The 21,203-nt window shown below is 62.4% G+C and carries 17 protein-coding genes, 2 tRNA genes and 1 pseudogene; 7 read left to right on the plus strand and 13 right to left on the minus strand.

Annotated elements, in window-relative coordinates:
* Positions 1 to 1,146 precede the first annotated feature (1,146 nt).
* Both ACPWR9_RS17965 and ACPWR9_RS17970 read right to left on the minus strand, forming a co-directional pair.
* A pseudogene (locus ACPWR9_RS17965) lies at positions 1,147 to 1,533 on the minus strand (ATP-binding protein); the annotation flags it as partial.
* A 195-nt stretch (positions 1,534 to 1,728) separates the two neighbouring features.
* On the minus strand, positions 1,729 to 2,445 hold the full coding sequence (locus ACPWR9_RS17970) for a peptidoglycan DD-metalloendopeptidase family protein (RefSeq protein ID WP_426299837.1): 717 nt from the start codon (positions 2,443 to 2,445) through the stop codon (positions 1,729 to 1,731).
* A gap of 562 nt (positions 2,446 to 3,007) precedes the next feature.
* On the opposite strand from ACPWR9_RS17970, the gene ACPWR9_RS17975 reads away from it, so the two are divergent.
* The 3 genes from ACPWR9_RS17975 (at position 3,008) to ACPWR9_RS17985 (ending at position 5,144) form a co-directional block, all read left to right on the plus strand.
* Entirely contained in the window at positions 3,008 to 3,211 is a 204-nt protein-coding gene (locus ACPWR9_RS17975) for a cold-shock protein (RefSeq protein WP_010805153.1), read from the plus strand.
* Between the two features lie 252 nt (positions 3,212 to 3,463).
* Positions 3,464 to 4,099, plus strand: coding sequence for a LysE family translocator (locus ACPWR9_RS17980; RefSeq protein WP_426299839.1), 636 nt, complete (start codon positions 3,464 to 3,466; stop codon positions 4,097 to 4,099).
* Positions 4,100 to 4,376: 277 nt separating this feature from the next.
* The gene (locus ACPWR9_RS17985; protein ID WP_426299841.1) at positions 4,377 to 5,144 is read left to right on the plus strand and encodes a flagellar brake protein; all 768 of its coding nucleotides are present in this window, start codon (positions 4,377 to 4,379) and stop codon (positions 5,142 to 5,144) included.
* A 76-nt stretch (positions 5,145 to 5,220) separates the two neighbouring features.
* On the opposite strand, the gene ACPWR9_RS17990 is transcribed toward ACPWR9_RS17985, so the two are convergent.
* From ACPWR9_RS17990 to ACPWR9_RS18025, 8 genes are all read right to left on the minus strand, one after another.
* A complete protein-coding gene (locus ACPWR9_RS17990; RefSeq protein WP_426299843.1) occupies positions 5,221 to 6,369 on the minus strand; it encodes a helix-turn-helix transcriptional regulator in 1,149 nt (382 codons plus the stop codon).
* 213 nt (positions 6,370 to 6,582) lie between these two features.
* Positions 6,583 to 7,914 carry a hemolysin family protein gene (locus tag ACPWR9_RS17995; protein WP_426299845.1) on the minus strand — a complete coding sequence of 444 codons (1,332 nt, stop codon included), beginning with the start codon at positions 7,912 to 7,914 and terminating at the stop codon, positions 6,583 to 6,585.
* A 182-nt stretch (positions 7,915 to 8,096) separates the two neighbouring features.
* Positions 8,097 to 9,017 carry a LysR substrate-binding domain-containing protein gene (locus ACPWR9_RS18000; protein WP_426299847.1) on the minus strand — a complete coding sequence of 307 codons (921 nt, stop codon included), beginning with the start codon at positions 9,015 to 9,017 and terminating at the stop codon, positions 8,097 to 8,099.
* Between the two features lie 35 nt (positions 9,018 to 9,052).
* Entirely contained in the window at positions 9,053 to 9,880 is an 828-nt protein-coding gene (locus tag ACPWR9_RS18005; RefSeq protein WP_426299849.1) for a dioxygenase, read from the minus strand.
* A 56-nt stretch (positions 9,881 to 9,936) separates the two neighbouring features.
* On the minus strand, positions 9,937 to 10,350 hold the full coding sequence (locus ACPWR9_RS18010; RefSeq protein WP_426299851.1) for a DoxX family protein: 414 nt from the start codon (positions 10,348 to 10,350) through the stop codon (positions 9,937 to 9,939).
* A 202-nt stretch (positions 10,351 to 10,552) separates the two neighbouring features.
* Positions 10,553 to 11,806: a glycolate oxidase subunit GlcF gene (glcF, locus tag ACPWR9_RS18015; protein ID WP_426299853.1), complete on the minus strand. Its 1,254-nt coding sequence runs from the start codon at positions 11,804 to 11,806 to the stop codon at positions 10,553 to 10,555.
* A gap of 8 nt (positions 11,807 to 11,814) precedes the next feature.
* Positions 11,815 to 12,957, minus strand: a complete 1,143-nt coding sequence (glcE, locus tag ACPWR9_RS18020; protein WP_426299855.1) for a glycolate oxidase subunit GlcE — start codon at positions 12,955 to 12,957, stop codon at positions 11,815 to 11,817.
* A complete protein-coding gene (locus ACPWR9_RS18025; RefSeq protein ID WP_426299857.1) occupies positions 12,957 to 14,573 on the minus strand; it encodes an FAD-linked oxidase C-terminal domain-containing protein in 1,617 nt (538 codons plus the stop codon). The genes glcE and ACPWR9_RS18025 overlap by 1 nt, the downstream gene beginning before the upstream one ends.
* Before the next feature lie 286 nt (positions 14,574 to 14,859).
* Between ACPWR9_RS18025 and ACPWR9_RS18030 the strand changes: the two genes are divergently transcribed.
* A complete protein-coding gene (locus tag ACPWR9_RS18030; protein WP_426299859.1) occupies positions 14,860 to 15,672 on the plus strand; it encodes a FadR/GntR family transcriptional regulator in 813 nt (270 codons plus the stop codon).
* A gap of 1,043 nt (positions 15,673 to 16,715) precedes the next feature.
* Positions 16,716 to 18,032, plus strand: coding sequence for an oxalate/formate MFS antiporter (gene oxlT / locus ACPWR9_RS18035; protein WP_150680820.1), 1,317 nt, complete (start codon positions 16,716 to 16,718; stop codon positions 18,030 to 18,032).
* A 162-nt stretch (positions 18,033 to 18,194) separates the two neighbouring features.
* On the opposite strand, the gene ACPWR9_RS18040 is transcribed toward oxlT, so the two are convergent.
* From ACPWR9_RS18040 to fdxA, 3 genes are all read right to left on the minus strand, one after another.
* Positions 18,195 to 18,270: transfer RNA gene (locus tag ACPWR9_RS18040), tRNA-Asn, on the minus strand.
* A gap of 87 nt (positions 18,271 to 18,357) precedes the next feature.
* Positions 18,358 to 18,433, minus strand: a tRNA-Asn gene (locus ACPWR9_RS18045).
* A 93-nt stretch (positions 18,434 to 18,526) separates the two neighbouring features.
* Positions 18,527 to 18,850: a ferredoxin FdxA gene (fdxA, locus tag ACPWR9_RS18050; RefSeq protein ID WP_150680819.1), complete on the minus strand. Its 324-nt coding sequence runs from the start codon at positions 18,848 to 18,850 to the stop codon at positions 18,527 to 18,529.
* A 278-nt stretch (positions 18,851 to 19,128) separates the two neighbouring features.
* Here fdxA and pncB point away from each other — a divergent pair, with 278 nt between their 5' ends.
* On the plus strand, positions 19,129 to 20,319 hold the full coding sequence (gene pncB, locus ACPWR9_RS18055; protein ID WP_426299861.1) for a nicotinate phosphoribosyltransferase: 1,191 nt from the start codon (positions 19,129 to 19,131) through the stop codon (positions 20,317 to 20,319).
* Between the two features lie 185 nt (positions 20,320 to 20,504).
* Positions 20,505 to 21,167: a LutC/YkgG family protein gene (locus ACPWR9_RS18060; protein ID WP_426299863.1), complete on the plus strand. Its 663-nt coding sequence runs from the start codon at positions 20,505 to 20,507 to the stop codon at positions 21,165 to 21,167.
* The last annotated feature ends 36 nt before the right edge of the window (positions 21,168 to 21,203 follow it).

The following is a 21,203-nucleotide window of genomic DNA, read 5'->3' on the forward strand; positions in this document are numbered from 1 at the left end:
AAAGGCACGAGCGAGCGCTCGTGCCTTTTGTCAAAAGAGCGCGGCGTAGTCGTTCAAATCACGCGCGACATATCCTTTTGCGGCGAAGTGCTCTCTATCGCTTTGCGTGAAGTGGGGAGAGAAGAGGAACATTTCTTTGGTCCACGCCTGAAGATATCGATGGTCTTTCGCCGCAAGAAAGTCGGCGACGTGATGGGCGAATCCCGCTAGCGACTCGTTCGTGTGGGCGTGTGCCGCGCGCTTGCACGAGCCAAACCGAACCCGCTTATTTGCCTCATCCAATGCGACCAAGTCGATTTCAATGCTTCGGCTCGCATCCTTGGGGCGATTCCAGTAGCCCATTTGCAGGCTGGACAGGTCGAAGTCTCCTTTGCCTTTTCGCGAGCACTCTTCATGAAGCTTGCGAATGAGCTTTTCCAATGCGAATCCTTCGACGCATTCCAACCTCGGGCGAGACAATGCAAGCGTGCGTTCCAGCGGCTTCATTCGTGCCGCTTCCCTGGCTGGCTTTGCGACGGCGAGCCAAGCCTGCAAAAAGTTGTCCGCTACGTAGTATCGAGCGTTCCGACTTTTACCATCCGAGAACACCGGATTCTGCTTGGCAATCATCTCGTAGTTTTGAATCAGCTTGGTCAGGTAAGCACTGATCTGCGTCTTCTCCGCCGGCGCTCCGACTCCCGCGAGCAGTTCTCCGTGTCCGCACCCGGGGTGTTCGGCCAGAAACGTGAGAATGGCAAGGGCACGTCCCCGTAGCTCGCGCAGGAACCACGTGTCCGCCTCCTCTGAAAGCGGGCTTGAGCTACGAATGAACATTCTCGTTAGCAACTCGTCCGAAAACCGTTCAGGCTCGACATCGTAAAGGTCTTGCTCGAATGCATCGTGGTAGAACTTGGGAACGCCTTCGAAAAAGGTCCACAAAGTCAGCCATTGCGAGGGCGCCAGAATCTCCTGACTTCGAAACACGGAAGTCAGGTCCTCGAAGTCCCAATGGTCTAGTCTGATGCGCTGCGTGAGGCGCCCGAATAGCGGTGCGCCCGCATCCTCGAGCAGCAAGTTCATATCGGCGTGCAGAGATCCCAGCACGAAAAGGCCACCGTGCGACGGACTGGAGTGGCGTAGCTTGTCGATTTCTGCCTGAAGGAACGAGGTGAAACTGCTGAGGGCCGCTCGCGTGAAATATTGGAATTCGTCGATCACGATGAGCAGGCCGGCGCGGCACAACGCGCCGATGGCGCTCGCCATTGTCGGGAAGTCAACGACCTTCTCGCTCAGTTGTCGCGCGAGGTCGTGGTCGCTGTCTTTGAGCGCGCGATGAAACGTGGCAGCCACGTCGCGCTCATCCGAGTCGGGGACTTGCATATACACAAGTCGATCCGATAACGATGAGTGGTTGCGCGCCAAATGCGAGATGAGTGTGGTTTTGCCAATTCGCCTGCGCCCTTCAATGCGGCAAAAGAACCATCGTCCTGCGTTCACGATCCGGCTTAATTCCGCTAACGGTTCGGTGCGCCCGTAAAAGTCCCAATCACTCATCTTGTTGCCCTGATTTTCATAGCATAATGGAAATTATGTTATTCAAAAAATCGTGGTAACTCAATGATTTTAATCGATTTTTATTTGTGATTTTTCGGAAAAAATGGGACGATCACCGCTTAGCCTCGTGTCGGCGCAGGGTGTCTAGCAGGGGGGGCAAAGCCGCGAACGGGCTCGAGGCTTTGCTTACGAGGATTAGCGTGACGGCAGGAAGTCGCGCGGGTTGAACGGCGTGCCTTTCTGGCGCACTTCGAAGTGCAGTTTGACGGTGCCGTGCGAGTCGGTATCGCCCATTTCGGCGATCTTCTGCCCCTTGGTGACGGCCGCTCCTTCCTTGACCAGGATGGCGCGGTTGTGGGCGTACGCGGTGAGATAGCCGTTGTCGTGCTGCACCATCACCAGATTGCCGTAGCCGCGCAACCCGCTTCCCGCATACACGACCTTACCTGCCGCCGCGGCATAGACCGGATCGCCCGCCTTGCCGCCGATGTCGACACCCTTGTTGCTGCTGCCGTTGAAGTTCGAGAGCACGGGGCCATCGGCCGGCCAGACCATCGGGATCTTGTTGGTTGCCGTACGTGGTGCGACGGGCGCTGGGGCCGCCTTAGGCGTCGCCTGCGCCTTTGGGCGCGGCTTCGCCGCACTGCCCGACGAGGCGCCACTCGATGCCGCCGGGGGCGGTGTACTCGCCGATCCCGCAGGCGGGACCACACGCAACACTTGGCCAACTTCGATCTTGTCCGGATCGGTCAAACCGTTCCAGCGCACCAGATCGGCCGTACTGGCGTTGTTGGCGCGGGCGATGCCGTATAGCGTATCGCCGGAGGCCACACGATAACTGCCGGCAGGCACCGGACCGTAGGTCGGCGAGCCAGCACAGGCCGCCAAGGTGGCGCACACGGCAAGACTCACGGCGTGCGCACGCCAGCGCGTGAGCCAATTCGAAAATAGGCGGGAAGTGCTGGGAGTGCTCGAAGCGCGGGACGGCGCGATGGCGCGCGTCGGCGCTTTAGATTGCGACCGGATCGATCGCGCGAGGAAAATAGGCTCCATCCGTTGGCAGGTTATGGGCCCAGAGGCGGTCGCGAGGCACAGCAGCAAAGGCTGAGCGGGGTGGCCGAATGTTGCCTGAAGATCATTTCTGGCAGCACGAAATACGGGTCCGAGTGCGCAGCGACGGCATGAGCACGGTGCAAAACGCCCATTGTACGGGCAGCGAGACCCTGTCAGATACTGGAACAGTGCGCAAATTCCCCGCTATTTGCGGGAAACTGTTACTTAATTTGCGGCATTTTCCTAGTTGACAAGCACGCAGTTGCCACGTATAAAACCAATTGCAGATTGTCAAGCCGCGAAGTTGTTGTCCGACGTAGTTTTCCTGCTTCTCGCTGGTTTCTAGTCCTTCATTTTCCCTTGATTGTCAGCGCTGGAGGGGTCATTTCGACCCCAGGCTATTGTTTTATTAGGAAAAAACATGGAAACCGGTATTGTTAAGTGGTTCAACGACGCAAAGGGCTTCGGCTTCATCACCCCGGACGCCGGCGGTGAAGACCTGTTCGCTCACTTCTCGGAAGTGAAGGTTGACGGCTTCAAGTCGCTGCAAGAGAACCAACGCGTGTCGTTCGAGGTCAAGACTGGCCCGAAGGGCAAGCAAGCCGCGAACATCAAGCCGATCTAATCGCGCTTAATTCGCCTTCGTAAGCACCCCCGGTAACGGGGCGTGCGACGAATGACAGGCCCGATGACGAAAGTCATCGGGCCTGTTTATTTTTCCGAATCGCTTTTTCGATCTCGTCATCGTCCGCTTCACGGCAAGCCCCGCGCGGATAGCCGCGGAAACTGACAGGACGTGCACGCGAACCATGCCACCGCAGCGGTTCGACGCTACAATGCCTGTTCGTCACATGTGAAGCATTTTTCCGAGGCAATCATGAGCCTGCAAACCTGGTGGCTGTACGTGGTCACCGTCTTCTTCGTGTCGGCAACACCAGGTCCGAACATGCTGCTCGTTATGACGCATGGCGCACGTCACGGACTGCGTCCTGCTGCCGGTACGATGGCCGGTTGCATGACTGCACTCATCGCCATGATGTCGGTCTCCGCGGCGGGGTTGGGGGCTGTCCTCAAGGCATGGCCGATGGTGTTCGACACCCTGCGCTACGTCGGCGCGGCTTACCTCATTTACCTCGGATACAAGAGCTGGCGCTCGCCGGTCGACACCAGCAACGCGGCCAATCTCGGTGCCCCGGCACTGGTGGAAGATTCCAGTTTCGCGAAGCTGTTCAAGTCCGGCTTTCTGGTGGCTGCCAGCAATCCGAAAGCGATTCTGTTCGCCGCGGCATTTCTGCCGCAATTCATTGATCCGGCGGCGGCCAAGCTGCCGCAATTCTCGATTTTGCTCGGCACGTTTGCCGTCATCGAGATGAGCTGGTATTTGATCTACGCTACGGGTGGCTTGCGCATCGCGCCGTATCTGCGTGAAGCCCGCGTACTCAAAGCGTTCAACCGGATCAGCGGCGGCGTGTTCATGGGGTTTGGTGCGTTGATGGCCGCCGTGCACCGCTAAGCCGATTCGGCGGGCGGGCACAGCAACAACGCAATGGATCGATTGAGCAAGTAGGGGTGCCAACGGGTACCAAAGTGCGGTGTGCGGGTACGGGGAGAAGGACGCCCGCAGGCCAATGCACTCAATATTTCCGGGTGACGGCCGTTAATCACGTGATGCCACGTGATGTGTCGTGGAGTGCGTCTGGTGGCCTTCGGGCCGAGACGCCCGGCCAGTCGCCAGAGGCTTAATTCGTACGGCTTGCGCGGTCGTATCGGGGACAAATAGAAGATCAGGTATGGAAACGACAGAACCGCAGGTGACGCCGGCGCCCACGGACGACGAGTCCCAACTGCACGACTCGTATCGCATCAGCAACCCGCTGGAAATCGGTGGCGTACTGCGCCATCTGGCCACGCGCGGCGATTTCATGACGGTGTATTTCGCCAACGGGCAGCGTCAGCTCGTTACGCGACTGCTCAAGGTCGAACCGCAAGCGCGCGGTTTCTATTTCGACTGGGGTGGCGTAGAGACGGAAAACCGCGCCTTGCTCGCCAACAAGCGTGCGTTGTTTGTCGGCGTGCCGGAAGGCATTCAGGTGCACTTCCCGATCGGTGACATCGAAGAGCGTGAGTTCGAGGGCTACCCCGCGTTCTATGCGTCGTACCCGGAATCGCTTGTGCGCTTGCAGCGCCGCGACTATTTCCGCGTGAAGACGCCGATCCTCGATCCGTACCAATGCACGGTCAAATTCCCGGAAGATTCGCCGCTGCGGCTCAATGTGTTCGACCTCTCGCTCGGTGGCTTGGGGTTGCGCACGCGGGCTGAAGCGGCCGCCGATATTCCGAAGGGCTCGATGCTCATGCATGCCGAAGTCGAATTGCGCGACTACGGCACGGTGCAGGTCGATCTCGAAGTGTGCAATCTGCGTACGGTGCCGCTGCCCAAGGATGTCGAGTACCACATCGGATGCCGCTACATCGCGCTCTCGCGCACGGCGGAGTCGCGTCTGCAAAAGCTGATCACCCAGCTCGAACTCAACCGCAAGGCATTTGCACGCGGCTGAGTCGTCAAGGCGAGGCCCGGTCTGTGGCCTCGCCAGCATCTCATTCCCCGTTTGCTTTGTGCCCGCCGCCGACTGGCTATGTCGGCGCGTGAATACGTAGCGCCGGAATCGCATGCAGCAAGCGCAATAAATCGCCCTGCCGTCGGCACCCGGTCTTGTCGAAGACGTGCCGCAACTGCGTACGTGCGGTGTTGATGGCAACGTTGGCGTCCTGCGCGTACTGCGTCAACTCAGTGCCTTCCGCTAGAGACAACGCCAGACGGGCTTCGGCCGGCGATAGCCCGAACAATACCTTGAGGGTGTAAGGACTTAGCGACACCCGGCGGTCAAGTTCACCGATGGTGAGCATGGCCATCGGACGCTGCCACGGTGCCGCACACGCGTGAGACTCGCGCAGCGGCAACGCCGTCACCACCCAGTGCCGCTGATTCTCCCCATGCAGCCGATGGCTGCCAGCCACCGGCATGCGCGCGGTAGCCTGTTCGATCAGCCGCCGCAGCGCGCGCTCGTCGCTCGGCAGCAACGCGCCGAACTTCCCGCTGCGTATCGCGACATTCCGTGTCTCCCCCAGCAATTGATGTGCGGCCGCGTTCAGATAGTGGGTATGCGCGGTGTCGTCGGTGATGATGATCGCCAACTCCAACTGGTCGAGCACGGCCATCCCCATCGCCGCCTGCGCCTGCAAATGACGCGTGCCTGCTCGCAGACGCGCCGCACGTGCCAGATGTTGGGTGAGGATTTCGAGTTCTGGGTCGGCGTCCGCCTCTTCGAAGGGGACATGGTCGGGCGAGCGCAAGATGGCCAGCAACTCGCTGGTGCCGTCGGCCCCTTCGAGATGCAGGCCGTATGTATAGCGCACGCCGTTGGGAATCAGGAATTCGTTGAACAGTTCGCTGCGCGCGACGTAGCGGTCGCTCAGGTGATGGTGGCAGCGCATTGCGTGCCCGACGGGCTGACGCAGCATGAGGCTCACGCGCGGGTCGGACGGCGCAAGCTTCTCCAGAAACTCCTGGATGACCGCGGGTGACGCGTCGAGCGAGTTCGACTCACGTGTAGCGCAGTGGCGGGCGCGGTCCCATGTCACCGAGTGGAACCCCATACCGCCTACCCACTGGTTGATGCCGCGCAGCGCCGCGTCCCAGCGTGCCTCATCGAGCACACCGTCATAGCAGGTGCCGATCAGCGCATCGAGCGCCAACTTCCCCGTATTCCCCGTGTTGTCCACTTTGGGACTCCCCTGAACGTCCGGCGACGTCCATCACGCGTGTTGCCCCCGCAACCTGTGCCTGCCTCGAACGGGATTTGGCACTTATAGAGCGTAGTGTGGCGAGGGACGTGACGGGCATCAATCAGGCGTCCCCCGCCCGTTGTTGCACCGCCACATATTGGGGAATGTACCGGGGTACGGCGCTTAGGTCGCTTATGCCGCTTATGCCGCTCAGGCCGCGTCGGGTGCCTCGCCCCGTGCTTCGCGTACCCCGTCGGGGTACACGCGCACCAGCACGATACGCGGGCCTTGCATCTTCTTGACCACGACCGAGAAGCCGTCGAAGTCGATCTTCTGGCCTTCGCGGGGCAGGTACGCGAGGGTGTCCATGATCAGGCCACCCACCGACTCCGCATGCTCGCTCGGAATGTTCAGGCCCAGCGCGCGTTCGAGCGTCAGGATCGGCAGACTGCCGCGGCCGATGAGTGTGCCGTCTTCCATGCGCGTCCAGTCGTCTTCGGTCTGACGGAATTCGTCGCGAATCTTGCCAACCAGCGCAGACAGCAGGTTGTCCAGCGTGAGGAAGCCGATCGGTTTCTGATCGGGCCAGCCCACGATGGCAAAGTGCGGCGCGCCGCGGCGAAAACGTTGGAACAGTTCGCGCGCGGGCATATCCGGTTTCACCCGCTCGACCGGACGCGTCATGCTGCCCAGGTCTTCGATCGACTGGCCGTGATGTTCCGCGAGGAACAGGTCTTTCAGGTGGATAACGCCCAGCACGGTCTCGCCGTCTTTATCGAAGAACGGATAGCGGCTGTAGCGATGGCGATACGCGGTGTCCATGTTCTCGGTGAACGTGGCGCTGCGGCGAAAGGCCGCCACTTCGCTCATCGGGCGCATCAGGTCGGACACGGTCAGGTCGCTGAAGTCGATGGCGTACGCCACCACGTTCCAGTCGTCGCGCGAGAGCTTTTCGCTCGCCGCGCCGCCGCGCACGATCAACTTGATTTCGTCGGCCGAGTAATGGGCTTCGGCGCCGTGCGACGGGTCGAGGCCCGTCCAGCGCAGCAGACGGTTGGCGCTGTGATTGAGCACCCAGATCGCCGGGTACATCAGCCAGTAAAAGCCGTAGAGCGGCGCGGCCGTCCACACCGAAACCGCTTCAGGCATGCGCAGTGCCATCGACTTCGGCGCGAGTTCGCCCACGACGATGTGCAGATACGAGATCGTGAAGAACGCGATGAAGAACGCCAGCGCGTGAATCAACTCGGGCGACGTGACGCCCACGGCGGCGAACAACGGCGTGAGTACGCGTGCGAACGCGGGCTCGCCGATCCAGCCCAGGCCGAGCGAGGCGAGGGTGATACCGAGCTGACATGCCGAGAGGTAAGTATCGAGTTGGCCGTGAACCTTGGCCAGGATACGGCCGCGCCAACCGCGTTGGCGGGCAATGATGTGAACGCGCGTCTGGCGCAGTTTGACGAGGCCAAATTCCGCCGCCACGAAGAAGCCGTTAAGAAACACCAGCAGGATCGCAGCGACGATCAGTAAAAAGTTTTCCAAAATATTTGAGATGGGACGACAGGCCCGACAGTATAAGTGACATTTGTCATGGACAATAAATCTGCGCGAAGTTCCGGTGTTTTGCCGGGGAATTCTGTGCGATTCACGGTGCTTTCACGGCGGATGTGAGCAAGTTGCGATCCGCCGCATCACATGGCCGGTGTGGCCTATGCGGCGCGGGCTCAGCGCGGGTCGGTACGGTCGATAGCCCGCCAGCCTGGCATCGCGAACGCTTCGACGAGGAAGTCGATCAGCGCGCGCACTTTGGCGCTCAGATATTTGCGCGTTGGATAGACCGCGTAGATGCCAGTCTCGCCTTGCGTGTACTCGGGCAGAAACTCGATAAGACGCCCGTCGCGCAACGCATCTTGCACAAGGAACGACGGTTGCAGAATCACACCGGCGTCGGCCTCTGCGGCCGCGAGGCAGGTGTCACCGTTGTCGGCGATCAGTCGTGCATGCGTGCGCACGGAGACCGGGCCGTCCGGGCCGTCGAAACGCCACTCGCGGCGATGCGAGAAGTAGCTGTAGCCCACGGTGTCGTGATGGGCCAGTTCGCTCGGATGCTGTGGCGTGCCGTGTTGCGCGAGATATCCGGGTGACGCGCAAAGCACCATGCGTGTGCCAGCCAGTCGACGATGCACGAGCGACGAATCGGGCAGGCGCGTAATACGGATCGCCAAGTCGTAGCCTTCTTCGACGATATCGATCAGCCGGTCGCTGAGCGTGATATCGAGCGAGACTTGTGGATGACGCGCGAGAAACGTCGGCCACAGCGGTGCGAGATGGAGCACGCCGAACGTGTGCGGTGCGTTGATGCGCAGCGGCCCGGCGGGTTGCCCGTCTTGCTCGCCCGCCATGGCGTCGGCTTCGTCGAGTTCGGAGAGGATCTGACGGCAGCGCTCGACATAGCGCTGGCCGGGCTCGGTGAGCGACAGGCGGCGCGTCGTGCGTTGCAGCAGTCGTGTGCCCAGCCGGGCTTCGAGGTCGGCCACATACCGCGAGATGGCGGTCTTCGAGATGCCGAGGGCCGCCGCCGCCTTCACGAAGCTGCCCGATTCGACGACGGCGATGAAACACTCGATCTCGCGCAGTTTATTCATGCCGCGGCGTGGCTCCTAAATGGCGGGTTTGCGCACTATTGTGCCAGTGCTGCGACCTCTTTGAGTGTCGGGGCGGCGCTGCCGAACGCGAACGCGTCCATGCGTAACGCGCCGTAGGTCGCGCCGGTGTCGAAGTGCGTTTGCTTGGCAGCATCGTCGGCGGCACCCAACGCGATATAGAGCGGCAGCAAGTGCTCGTCGGTCGGGTGGGCACGTTCGGCATGCGGCGCACGCGCACGATAGTCGAACAGCGCGTCCAGATCCATCGCCGCGAGATGCTCGGTGAACCACGCGACGAATTCCGCCAGATAGGGGGCTTCAGCACGGTCTTCGGATGGTGCACGAAAGACTTCGTGCAGGTTGTGCGTGAAGCTGCCGGACGCCACGACAAGCACGCCTTCTTGCGCGAGCGGTGCGAGTAACTGGCCGACGCGATAGTGATACTCAGGACGCATCTGACGTTGCAGCGACAGTTGCGTCACCGGCACGTCGGCATCGGGAAAGAGATAGCGCAGCGGCACCCACGCGCCGTGATCGAGACCCCATTGGTCGTCGGTCGCGGCGGGCAGGCCCGCATCGCGCAAGATCTGCACGGTGCGCTCGGCAAGCGCGGGCGCACCGGCGGCCGGATATTGCAGGCCGTAGAGTTCGCGCGGGAAGCCGCCGAAATCGTGAATGGTGCGCTGCTGCGCGAGATTCCCCACCCGCGGCGTCGGCGTGGACCAATGCGGGGAGACGACGAGAATTTCGCGCGGACGCGGTACCGCCCGGCCCAGCGCCGTCAGCAACGGGCCGGTGCGGCCCGGTTCGAGCGCGAGCAGTGGCGAACCGTGGGAGACGAACAACGAGGGCAGGGCAGACATAGCGATTTCTCCGGAAAGCGGATTGCGGATCGGGCCGATCAGTTCGATCAGGCCAATCAAGCGGCGCGGGTGCGACCGGCCGAACGGACCGACCAGGCGCCATCGCCCAACAACGCCACGACGAGCAGCGCCACCAGCCAGAACGCCGGGAATTCCCAGCCGCCGCCCTTGTTGGCGAACATCCAGCCGTTGTGACCGTGCACGCTGACGATGGTGCCGAGCATCAGCACGGCCAGCGGCAGCGCCGCCCAGCGGGCATAGAAGCCGGTAATCAGCATCAGGCCGCCGATCAGCTCGACTGCCATCGTGACATAGGCCAGAAATGGCGGCAGACCAAGCGAGCCGAAGAACCCCACGAAGCCGGGGATCGTGAAGACGAAGACTTTCAGCGACAAGTGGGCGAGGAACAGGATGCCCAACGAGACACGCAGCAATAGGGCGGCGTACGGGGCGGTTTTGGTATCGATCATGACGGGCTCCAGCGATGGAATCGGGGGGTAACAACGGTTGGCTCGTCAGCACAACGCAGTGCTGACCTAAGCCCCGATTCTAGGGAGCGTGATCGTCCAGATAAACGAGCGCGCCCGGGATTGATTGTCCCTTTGGTCGGGATAATCGCCGGGCGCGCGGAGAATTGCTACTGGCAGGTAAGGCGAAAGTTGGGGATGCCGGTCAGGCAGCAGGACGCATCAACCGGTCGATCAACTCGATCCAATGCTGCACCGGTGCATGGTCGCGCGAGTGTTCGCCCTTGGCGGTGGCCTGCAAATGGCAGATACAGCCCACGTTGCTCGACACCACCAATTCCGGATCGAGCGCATCGAGCGACTTCCACTTGGCGTCGCGCAACTGGTGCGACAACGTCGGTTGCGTCACCGAGTACGTGCCTGCCGAGCCACAGCAAATATGGCTGTCCTGCGGCAGCATCACATTCACGCCGACCTGCGCGAGCAACTTCTCTACCACCCCCTTGAGTTGCTGGCCATGCTGCAACGTGCACGGCGGGTGATAGGCGATCTTGCCGGTCTTGCGGTTCGGCATGCGACGCTGCAACGCTTCCACGTTGTCGAGCATGACTTCCGACAAGTCGCGTGCCAACTCGGAGACGCGTTGTGCCTTGCCGGCGTATTGCGGGTCGTGACGCAGCAGATGACCGTATTCCTTAATCGTGGCGCCGCAGCCCGACGCGTTGATCACAATGGCCTCGGCACCCGCTTCGATCTCGGGCCACCACGCATCGATGTTGCGGCGTGCGTCGTCGAGCCCATCCTCGTGATAGTTCAGGTGCAGGCGGATCGCGCCGCAGCAGCCCGCAGACGACGGCCTTACCATCTCGATGCCGAGCGCGTCGAGCACACGTGCGGTGGCTTTGTTGACGTTCGGGAGCATGGCCGGTTGCACGCACCCTTCAAGCATGAGCATGCGGCGCGCGTGCTTGCCTTGCGGCCAACTGCCCGAGCGCTGACGATGCGGGACTTTTTCGCGCAACGTTCGCGGCAACAGCGTGCGGAACTGCTGGCCCAGCCGCAGCGCCGGGGAGAACAACGCACGGTTGGGCAGCACGTGAGCGAGCGTCCAGCGCAGGGCGCGCTCACCGGCGGGGCGACCGACTTTGGCATCGACGTGGCGGCGGCCGATTTCAGCGAGACGCCCGTACTGCACGCCCGATGGGCAAGTCGATTCGCAACTGCGGCACGTGAGGCAGCGGTCCAGATGGCGCTGTGTTTCGCGCGTCACAGGCTGGCCTTCAACCATCTGCTTAATGAGATAGATGCGCCCGCGCGGGCCGTCGAGTTCGTCGCCCAACAACTGATAGGTCGGACACGTGGCGGTGCAAAAACCGCAATGCACGCATTTGCGAAGAATGGCTTCGGCTTCGTCGCCGTCCGGCGTGTGGCGGAGGAATTCTGCGAGGTTCGTTTGCATCGTCTTCTTTAGCGGTACAGCCGGTGGCGGTTGAAGATTCGGCTCGGATCGAAAGCTTGCTGCAAGCGCTCGCCGATGGCTTGTATTGGGGCCGGTTTTGCGGTGAACACGCCGGCCGACTTGTCGCCGTGGCGGAACAGCGTAGCATGCCCGCCTGTCGCTGCGGCAATGGCGCGCACTTCTGTTGCGCTACGCGGCGTAATCCACCACCGTTGCGCACCGCCCCATTCGATCAAATGTTCGTCGCCATGCGTGAGCGGCGGTGTCGTCGGTGGCACCGACAACCGCCATAACGCTTCGCCATCGCCATGCACCGGCGAGCGAGCGAAGAACGGGTGCGTTTGCTCGCGCAAGGCTTGCCAGAATCGTTGCGCTTCCATGGCATCGACGTGCGCGCCGCCCATGGTGTGGCGTGCCGCATCGATAGCTGCGGCGGCACCGCCCAGTCGCACGGTCAGCACACCCTCGAGCCATGCCGAGCCCATCAGCGGCAGCGGTTGGCCGCCCCACTGGTTTAGTTGTTCGATGGCTTGCGCCTGCGGCATCTCGTAGCGCAGCGTGGTTTCGGCGACCGGCTGCGGCAGTACTTTGATCGAGAGTTCGAGCAGCACGCCCAGCGTGCCGAGCGCCCCGGCGAGTACGCGCGAAACGTCATAACCGGCCACGTTCTTCATGACCTGTCCGCCGAAGTGCAGCACCTGACCTTGGCCGTTCATGACGACTGCGCCGAGCACGAAGTCGCGTGGCGCCCCCACATGCGGGCGGCGCGGACCGGCGAGCCCGGCAGCAATGCAGCCGCCGAGCGTTGCCCCGGGGCCGAAGTGCGGCGGCTCGAAGGGCAGAATCTGGCCCTTCTCGGCGAGCGCGGCTTCAATCTCTGCGAGCGGCGTACCGGCGCGCGCCGTGATGACGAGTTCCGCAGGATCGTACGACACGATGCCTGCGTAGGCCCGCATGTCGAGCGGCTCGCCCGAAGGCGTTTCGCCATACCAGCGCTTGGTGCTGCCGCCGTGGATATCGAGCGGTGTGCCGGCAGCGGTGGCTGCGATGACGCGCGCACGGATGGCGTCGAGCGTTTGTGCAGCACGCGCTACGGTAGTTGCGTCTTGTGCGTGTGGCGTGAGAGGGGAAAGCGTAGGGGCCTGTGACATCAGAACCTCGGCAAATCGGGATGCGGCAACAGGCCGTTACGCACGTGCATCTTGCCGTACTCGGCGCAACGTGCGCGGGTGGGGATGGCCTTGTCGGCGTTGAGCAGCCCTGCGGGATCGAAGGCGCGCTTGATCGCGAAGAACGCATCGCGCTCTTCGGGCGAGAACTGCACGCACATGGAGTTGATCTTCTCGATACCCACGCCATGCTCGCCCGTGACGGTGCCGCCGAGTTCGACGCAGGCTTCCAGAATGTCGCTGCCGAACGCTTCGGCGCGGTGCCATTCGTCGAGATCGTTACCGTTGAACAGAATCAACGGGTGCATGTTGCCGTCGCCCGCGTGAAAGACGTTGATGCAGCGCAGGCCGTATTGCGCTTCCATCGCCTCGATACGCTTGAGCAGCGTGCCGATCGTGCGGCGCGGAATCGTGCCGTCCATGCAGTAGTAGTCAGGGGAAATGCGTCCGGCTGCCGGAAACGCATTCTTGCGTCCCGACCAAAAGCGCAGGCGCTCCGCTTCGGAGGTCGACACCTGAATGCGGGTCGCACCCGAGGCGCGCAGCACGGCAGACACGCGTGCAATTTCTTCGGCCACTTCTTCGGCGGTGCCGTCGGATTCGCTCAGCAGAATGGCCGCGGCGTTCAAGTCGTAGCCCGCATGTACGAACTCTTCGACGGCCTGTGTCGCGGGCTTGTCCATCATCTCGAGGCCCGCAGGAATGATGCCCGCGGCAATGATGGCGGCCACGGCGTTACCGCCGCTTTCCACGTCGTCGAAGCTCGCCATGATGACCTGTGCCACTTGCGGCTTGGGCACGAGCTTCACCGTGATCTCGGTCACGACGCAGAACATCCCCTCGCTGCCGATGAACACGGAGAGCAGGTCGAGGCCTGGCGAGTCGAGGGCGTGCGAGCCGAATTCGACCACGTCGCCGTCCATCGTCACGGCGCGCACGCGCAGCACGTTGTGCACGGTCAGGCCGTACTTCAGGCAGTGCACGCCGCCCGAGTTTTCCGACACATTGCCGCCGATCGTGCAGGCAATTTGCGACGACGGGTCGGGGGCGTAGTACAGACCGTACGGCGCGGCGGCTTCAGACACGGCAAGGTTGCGCACGCCGGGCTGCACGGTGGCGGTGCGAGCATACGCGTCGACTTCGAGAATGCGTTTGAATTTGGCCAACGACAGCACGATGCCGTCGGTAATCGGCATGGCACCGCCCGATAAGCCGGTGCCCGCCCCACGGGGTACGACCGGCACGCGATGTTCACGACAGGCACGCAAGATGCGGCAGACCTGATCTTCGTCAGACGGCAGCACCACGGCGAGCGGCAGCCGGCGGTAGGCCGCGAGCCCGTCGCATTCGTATGGCGCGATCTGTTCGCGCTCGGTCAGCCACAACGCTTCGGGGACAGCCGCTTGCAGGGCGGCGAGACGGGCGGCCCGCTCCTGTGCGTCGACCTGCGGAAAAACCGGCTCGGTCTCAGGCGCGCGCTGGGCGGCGCTGTTCGCTGCCGCCGACAGGCCGGCCCCGGTCAGTGACGGGCGCAGCGTCATGCTGCTGGAGGCGTCGCCCGATGCTGGGCTGCGCGTGGGGTGCGGATTCGATGCCATGGGCGTCTCGCGCTCGAAGGGTCGTTGACGTATATTTTGGATTGTCTGGTCTACTGGTAGACTGGTCGACCAGTTGTCGGATGACGTCATCCTAAAGGGAATGCTCTCATTCCGACTACAGGGTTAACCCTTGTTTTGAGTGTGGTGCGCTATCGGACACGAACTGAGACGGTCTGAGGCGGCGCTGGCGCGCCCCGGCATGAACGCCATCCTGTATCGTTGCGTCTCTGAGTCTTTTTCGTCGAGAAACCCAGCCGACATGTCGTCTAACGAGCCGTCCCAGCCTATGTCCTCCGTCCCCACCAGCGAGATTTCGGGGGCCGTCGCGAGCTTTGCGCCGGTCACGCCTCCGCCGCGTTTGCGGCTGTCCGACATGGTCTACGAGCAACTGGAGACGATGGTGGTGGAGGGGCGCCTTGCGCCCGGTTCGGCCTTGCCGTCGGAGCGCGATCTGGCCCAGCAGATGGGCGTGTCGCGCCCGTCGCTGCGCGAGGCGCTGCTACGCCTGGAGTCGCGCGGTCTGATCGTGGGGCGCGCCGGTGGCGGGTATCTGGTGGCGAATGCCAGCCAACCGTTGCTCGCCGAGCCGCTCTCGCAATTAATGTCGCGTCATAGCAAGACGGTCGACGACGTGCTCGAGATGCGCGAGGTGCTCGAAGCCAAAGCCGTAGAACTGGCGGCCGAGCGCGCCACGCCCGAGGACATCGCGCGTCTTGCGCAGGCGCTCGAAGCGCTGGAAGCCGCATACGCGGCCGGGCGTGATGGCCTTGACGGGGAGACAGACGGCGGGGCCCGCGGCGCGTCATTGCTCACCCGTGTGCCCGAACTCGACGCGCATTTCCATCTGGCCTTGGCCGAAGCCACGCACAATCTGGTGCTCGTGCATCTGATGCATGCGATCTTCGAACTGTTGCGCGGCTCGGTCGTGGACAACTACCGTGCGATCGTCGGACACGGTGCCGATCTGGCAGAACTGATCGGTCAACATCGCCGCATTTTCAACGCGGTGGCCTCCCATGACGCCGCCAGCGCGCAACGCTCGTTGCGCGAACATCTCGCCTTCATCCGCGACAACTCGGGCGATGCCGGCAGCGTTTGAATCGCGGTTGACCCCCACCGGATCACGCACGAAGCACCCCTCAAAACGTCATCGTTTTCCCTGACCCTGCGCTTCCCGGCATCATGCCGGGGCAGGGTGGGTTCCTACCGCTGTGCCCACCTTGGCTCCCCCGCCAGCAAGGCTGCTGCTCATTCCGGGGTTACCAAGCGCTCACCTCGCACCGCTCCGCACTACGACGCCAAGGCTCTGGCCGACACTCCATTGCCGCCGTTCCCGGGTTGACAGTGGTTCGGGCATCGTCTACTTTTGGAACCATAAAAATACTTAATTCGATATATTGCATCTTGTATATCAGATGCGATTTGTCGGAGCGGCACCGAAAATTCCGTGAAATATCGGGCAAATCCGGAGCGATTCGGATCGGCCGAGCGAAGTGGAATTCACCGGGATACCCCGGGTCGTGCCGTGGCACAAGTCGGAGACTCAAGTTGGGCAAGCACACCTTTCCTTTTGGGCAGCCTGAATGCGATGTCGACATCGCGTTGGCTGTCCCGTCGTATCCGTCGCCATCGTCCGCACGTTTGCTGTGGGACACCCGGCGGTCCTCATCTCCCTGCCGCCCGTCGTGGGCAGGCGATTCGGCGATCACGCGTCCGCGAGGCGCGCCCGCCTGAGTGATGGGGCGCGGCCTGTGACGTGACGTCGGCAACCCGACAGCACCGCAGACCCGCGACCCGCACTCGAATTCGTCACCCTAGTCACCCTTCGGCAGCCGGCAACTTGCCGGCACGGGCTCAACGCCTGTGTCGCCGCGCCGAAGCGGGGGCCGGAAGTGTCCTTTGGCGCTTCCGCAAGTCAGTCAGCCGGGGCCCGAGCCCCGCGAGCGCGCCGCCAGGCGACGCTCCAGGATCAAGCGGCCGAGCATGAGCCGCAAGCAATGCCAGGAGGCGTGTCGTATGCGCTGTCACCGAAGTAGTGACGCGCGACGGCACGCGATGACGGTGGTGCTCCCTTCACTGCGCGCGGGTGCGTGCGATCGGGCAGGCCATCGGCAATCGTCTGACAGGAACAGGAGGCAAGTCATGCAAGCAGCTGCGCAACCGGAGGAGAAAACCTCTTTTCTGGGAGGGCGCTGGTCACAACTGGTGATCGGCATCATCTGTATGGGCCTGGTGGCCAATCTGCAATATTCGTGGACGTTGTTCGTCGAGCCGATGGAGGCCAAGAACCATTGGGGCATCGCGGCGATTCAGGTGGCGTTCTCTATCTTCATCGTCGTGGAAACCTGGCTCGTGCCGATCGAAGGCTGGCTCGTCGATCGCTTTGGGCCGCGTCCGGTGGTCGCTGGCGGCGCGATCTGCGTCGCACTCTCGTGGATCATGTATTCGTACGCCACGTCGCTGACCGTGCTTTACACGGCCGCCGTGATCGCCGGTATCGGCGCCGGTTGCGTGTACGGCACCTGCGTGGGTAATGCGTTGAAGTGGTTCCCGGACAAGCGCGGTCTGGCCGCTGGCCTGACGGCCGCCGGTTTCGGCGCAGGGGCGGCACTGACGGTGATTCCGATTGCGAACATGATTCGCGAGTCGGGTTACGAAGCAGCGTTCTTCAACTTCGGCATCGTGCAGGGCGTGGCGATCTTTATCCTCGCGTTGTTGCTGGTCAAGCCGCGTGCGCCGAAGGGTGTCACGGTGTCGCGCCGCAATTTGGCGACGAAGGTGGATTACACCTCGGGCCAGATGATTCGCACGCCGGTGTTCTGGGTGATCTACGTGTGCTTCGTGGCGGTGGCGGCGGGCGGCCTGATGGCGACCGCGCAGATCGGTCCGATTGCGAAGGACTACGGTATCGCGTCGATGCCCATGACGCTGTTCGGCGCCACGCTGCCGCTGCTCACGATGACGCTGTCGATCGACAATCTGTGCAACGGCTTCACGCGTCCGCTGTGCGGCTTCGTGTCGGACAAGATCGGTCGTGAAAACGCGATGTTCATCATCTTCCTCGGCGAAGGGGTGGCGATGCTCGGGTTGATGCACTTCGGTCAGAACCCGTACATGTTCGTGTTCTTCGCGGCGATGACGTTCCTGTGCTGGGGCGAGATCTTCTCGATCTTCCCGGCGCTGTGTGCCGACACGTTCGGTAGCAAGAACGCTGCGTCGAATGCTGGCACGCTGTACACCGCAAAGGGTACGGCTGCGCTGCTGGTGCCGCTCGCGTCGGTGCTGGCCGTGGGCGGGCACTGGGACCGTGTGTTCATTGCTGCGGCTGTTATCAGCATTGCGGCGGCCGTGGCGGCGAAGTTCCTGCTCGCACCGATGCGCCGTCGCTGGATCGAGAGCGTGAATAACAACGAAACGCTCAGCCCGCAAGTGCCGATTGGGGCGCCTGCCAGCGAGTAAGTTTGCGCGGGTGAGGATGAGGTGTAGCAGTGAGCGGGGCGCCGGAGACGGTGCCCCGTTTTCTTTTGGGCGCACGGAACGAATGCCGTGGCCGGACAGCGTTGGCGAACAGCGTCGCCGAAAACAAAAAAGCCTTGCCGATCGGCAAGGCTTTTTGCGTTTTGGCTCCTCGACCTGGGCTCGAACCAGGGACCTACGGATTAACAGTCCGGCGCTCTACCAACTGAGCTATCGAGGATCAAACTGGGTTGTCATGCGTCGCTGTTACGGCGCATCGACTAAAACAAAAGCCTCGCGTGCGCGAGGCCATCGCTTCGGTAATTCTTGGCTCCCCGACCTGGGCTCGAACCAGGGACCTACGGATTAACAGTCCGGCGCTCTACCAACTGAGCTATCGGGGATCAAAAGAGAAAGCGATTATAGTGGCGGCTTAAACCCACTGTCAACACTCGGAACGCATTTTTTGTGCGCCAAATGGGGTGGGTGCCGCTGAATCAGCGCTCGAGCAGCTTGAGCTTGTCGGCGACGTCCTTCCACTGGTCGGCATCGGCGAGCGGTGCCTTGGTCTTGGTGATGCTCGGCCACAGCGGCGAGAGTTCGGCGTTCAGCGCGATGAAGGCTTGTTGATCGCCCGGGACGTCTTCTTCGGCATAAATGGCGTTAGCGGGACACTCGGCCACACAGACCGCGCAATCGATGCACTCGTCCGGATCGATGGCCAGAAAATTCGGGCCTTCGCGGAAGCAATCGACGGGGCAAACGTCGACACAATCCGTGTATCGACACTTGATGCAGTTTTCGGTGACAACGTGGGTCATGCCAACTCCAGAACGTAGGGCGCAACGGCTTCGATCGGCCGTTAAAACGCGTATTGTAGCGCAGCCCGGGGCCATGGGTGAGCCTGCCCCGAGTCTTGTGGGCGTTGGCGCGGCCTCGCGCGAGAGCGCGTCCCGGGCCGTGTGCGCGAGCGCATGTGCGCCATCGCTTTGCGGTACCATCGTGCGTGCCCTTGCGCAGCGCCGGCCTGCTTGCCCGCCGCGCAAGGACGGACATTCACTCGCTGCTTCTGTGCCTGCTCCTGCCGGGGCCCGTCGCCATGATCATCACCTCGCTGCTCGATACCGATCTCTATAAATTCACGATGATGCAGGTGGTGCTGCATCACTTCCCTGCGGCGCAGGTGGAATACCGCTTCAAGTGCCGCACGGAAGGCGTCGATCTCACGCCTTACGTCGACGAAATTCGCGACGAGATTCGCTTGCTATGCGGCCTGCGCTTCACCGAGTCGGAGTTGCGCTATCTCGGCAACATGCGCTTTATCAAGAGCGATTTCGTCGACTTCCTCGATCTGTTCCATCTCAACGAGAAGTACGTCACCGTGCAGCCCTCGGCCAAGGGCAACGGCGAGATCGACATTACGATTCAGGGGCCGTGGCTGCATACGATCCTGTTCGAGATTCCGGTGCTCGCCATCGTCAACGAGGTGTACTTCCGCAACACGCAGCGTGTGCCCGCTTATGAAGAGGGACGCCAGCGACTGCGCGACAAGATTCGCATGCTCACCGAACCAGTGGCCTATCGCGACTGCAAGATTGCCGATTACGGCACGCGACGCCGCTTCTCGAAGGAGTGGCACGAGGAAGTGATTCTCACGTTGAGCGAGGAACTGGGCGAGCAGTTTGCGGGCACGAGCAACGTGTATTACGCATCCAAACTCGGCCTCACCCCGCTGGGCACGATGGCGCATGAGTACCTTCAGGCGTGTCAGGCACTGGGGCCGCGCCTGCGCGACTCGCAAATCTTCGGCTTCGAGACCTGGGCCAAGGAATATCGCGGCGACCTCGGCATTGCGCTCTCGGACGTGTATGGCATGTCGGCCTTCCTGCGCGACTTCGACATGTACTTCTGCAAGCTCTTCGATGGCGCGCGTCACGACTCGGGCGATCCGTTCGCGTGGGGCGAGCGGCTGTTGCAGCATTACGCCGAGAACCGGGTCGATAGCCACACTAAGACGATGATCTTCTCCGACGGTCTCGACATTCCGAAGGTGCTGCAACTCTTCGAGCGCTTTCGCGATCGTTGCAAGCTGGCGTTCGGTGTCGGTACCAATCTTACGAACGACCTCGGCTATCAGCCCTTGCAAATCGTGATCAAGATGGTGCGTTGCAACGGTCAGCCGGTAGCGAAGTTGTCGGACTCGCCGGGCAAGAACATGTGTGACGATGACGCTTATTTGGCCTATTTGCGTCAGGTGTTCGAGATCGCGCCGGAAGCGCCTGCTGCTTAATCTGAGCACGAGGGCAGAGCATTCCGATAGTGCGCGAATGCCGGACTTGCGGGCCTGACGTGCCGTTATAATTGCGCATCGCCCGCCGGACACGCTTCGGCGGCCAACCGACACGATCAACCCGATCGACACGCACGACACAGCGCCGGCCATGTACCGGTGTGCCGGCCTCACAGGACGCAGCCATGGATACCACCGACGCCCGCAATCGCATCTTCGCCCGCATCCGCAATGCTCAGCATCGTCCGGATGTCGCGCGCGAGAATGAGCAGGCGGCGGCGGAAGACTATCTGGCTCGCCATCCGCAAGGTCCGCGCCCGGCGATGCCCGACGATCTCATCGCCACATTCATCGGTAAGGCCGAAGCGCTCTCGACCACGATCGCACGCGTGCCCGCCATGAGCGATGTCCCTGCGGCCGCTGCGCAATATCTGCAAACGAACGGGCTGGTCTCGCAGGCGGTGGCATGGCCGACGTTGCGCGAATTGGATTGGGCGGGGGCGGGTTGCCATCTCGAATATCGCAAACCGCTGGGCGAGGATCTCGTGGGCATCACGGGTTGCTTCTGCGCCGTGGCCGAGACGGGGGCGTTGATGATGATGTCCGGTCCCGAGACGTTCGCGTCGGCGACGTTGCTGCCAGAGACTCACATTGCCGTCGTGCCCGCATCGCGCATCGTCTCGGGGCATGAAGACGCGTTCGCCCTGATGCGCACCGAACGCGGTCAACTGTCGCGCGCGACCAATTTCATCGCTGGGCCGTCGCGTACGGCCGACATCGAACAAACGCTGGTGCTGGGCGCGCATGGCCCGTACCGCGTCCACGTCATCATCGTCGACGGCGCCTGAGCGCCATTCGGCCGGAGCTCGACCGAAGGCACAGAA

It is taken from the genome of Pandoraea pneumonica (genome assembly GCF_049918595.1).
Taxonomy (GTDB): domain Bacteria; phylum Pseudomonadota; class Gammaproteobacteria; order Burkholderiales; family Burkholderiaceae; genus Pandoraea; species Pandoraea pneumonica_A.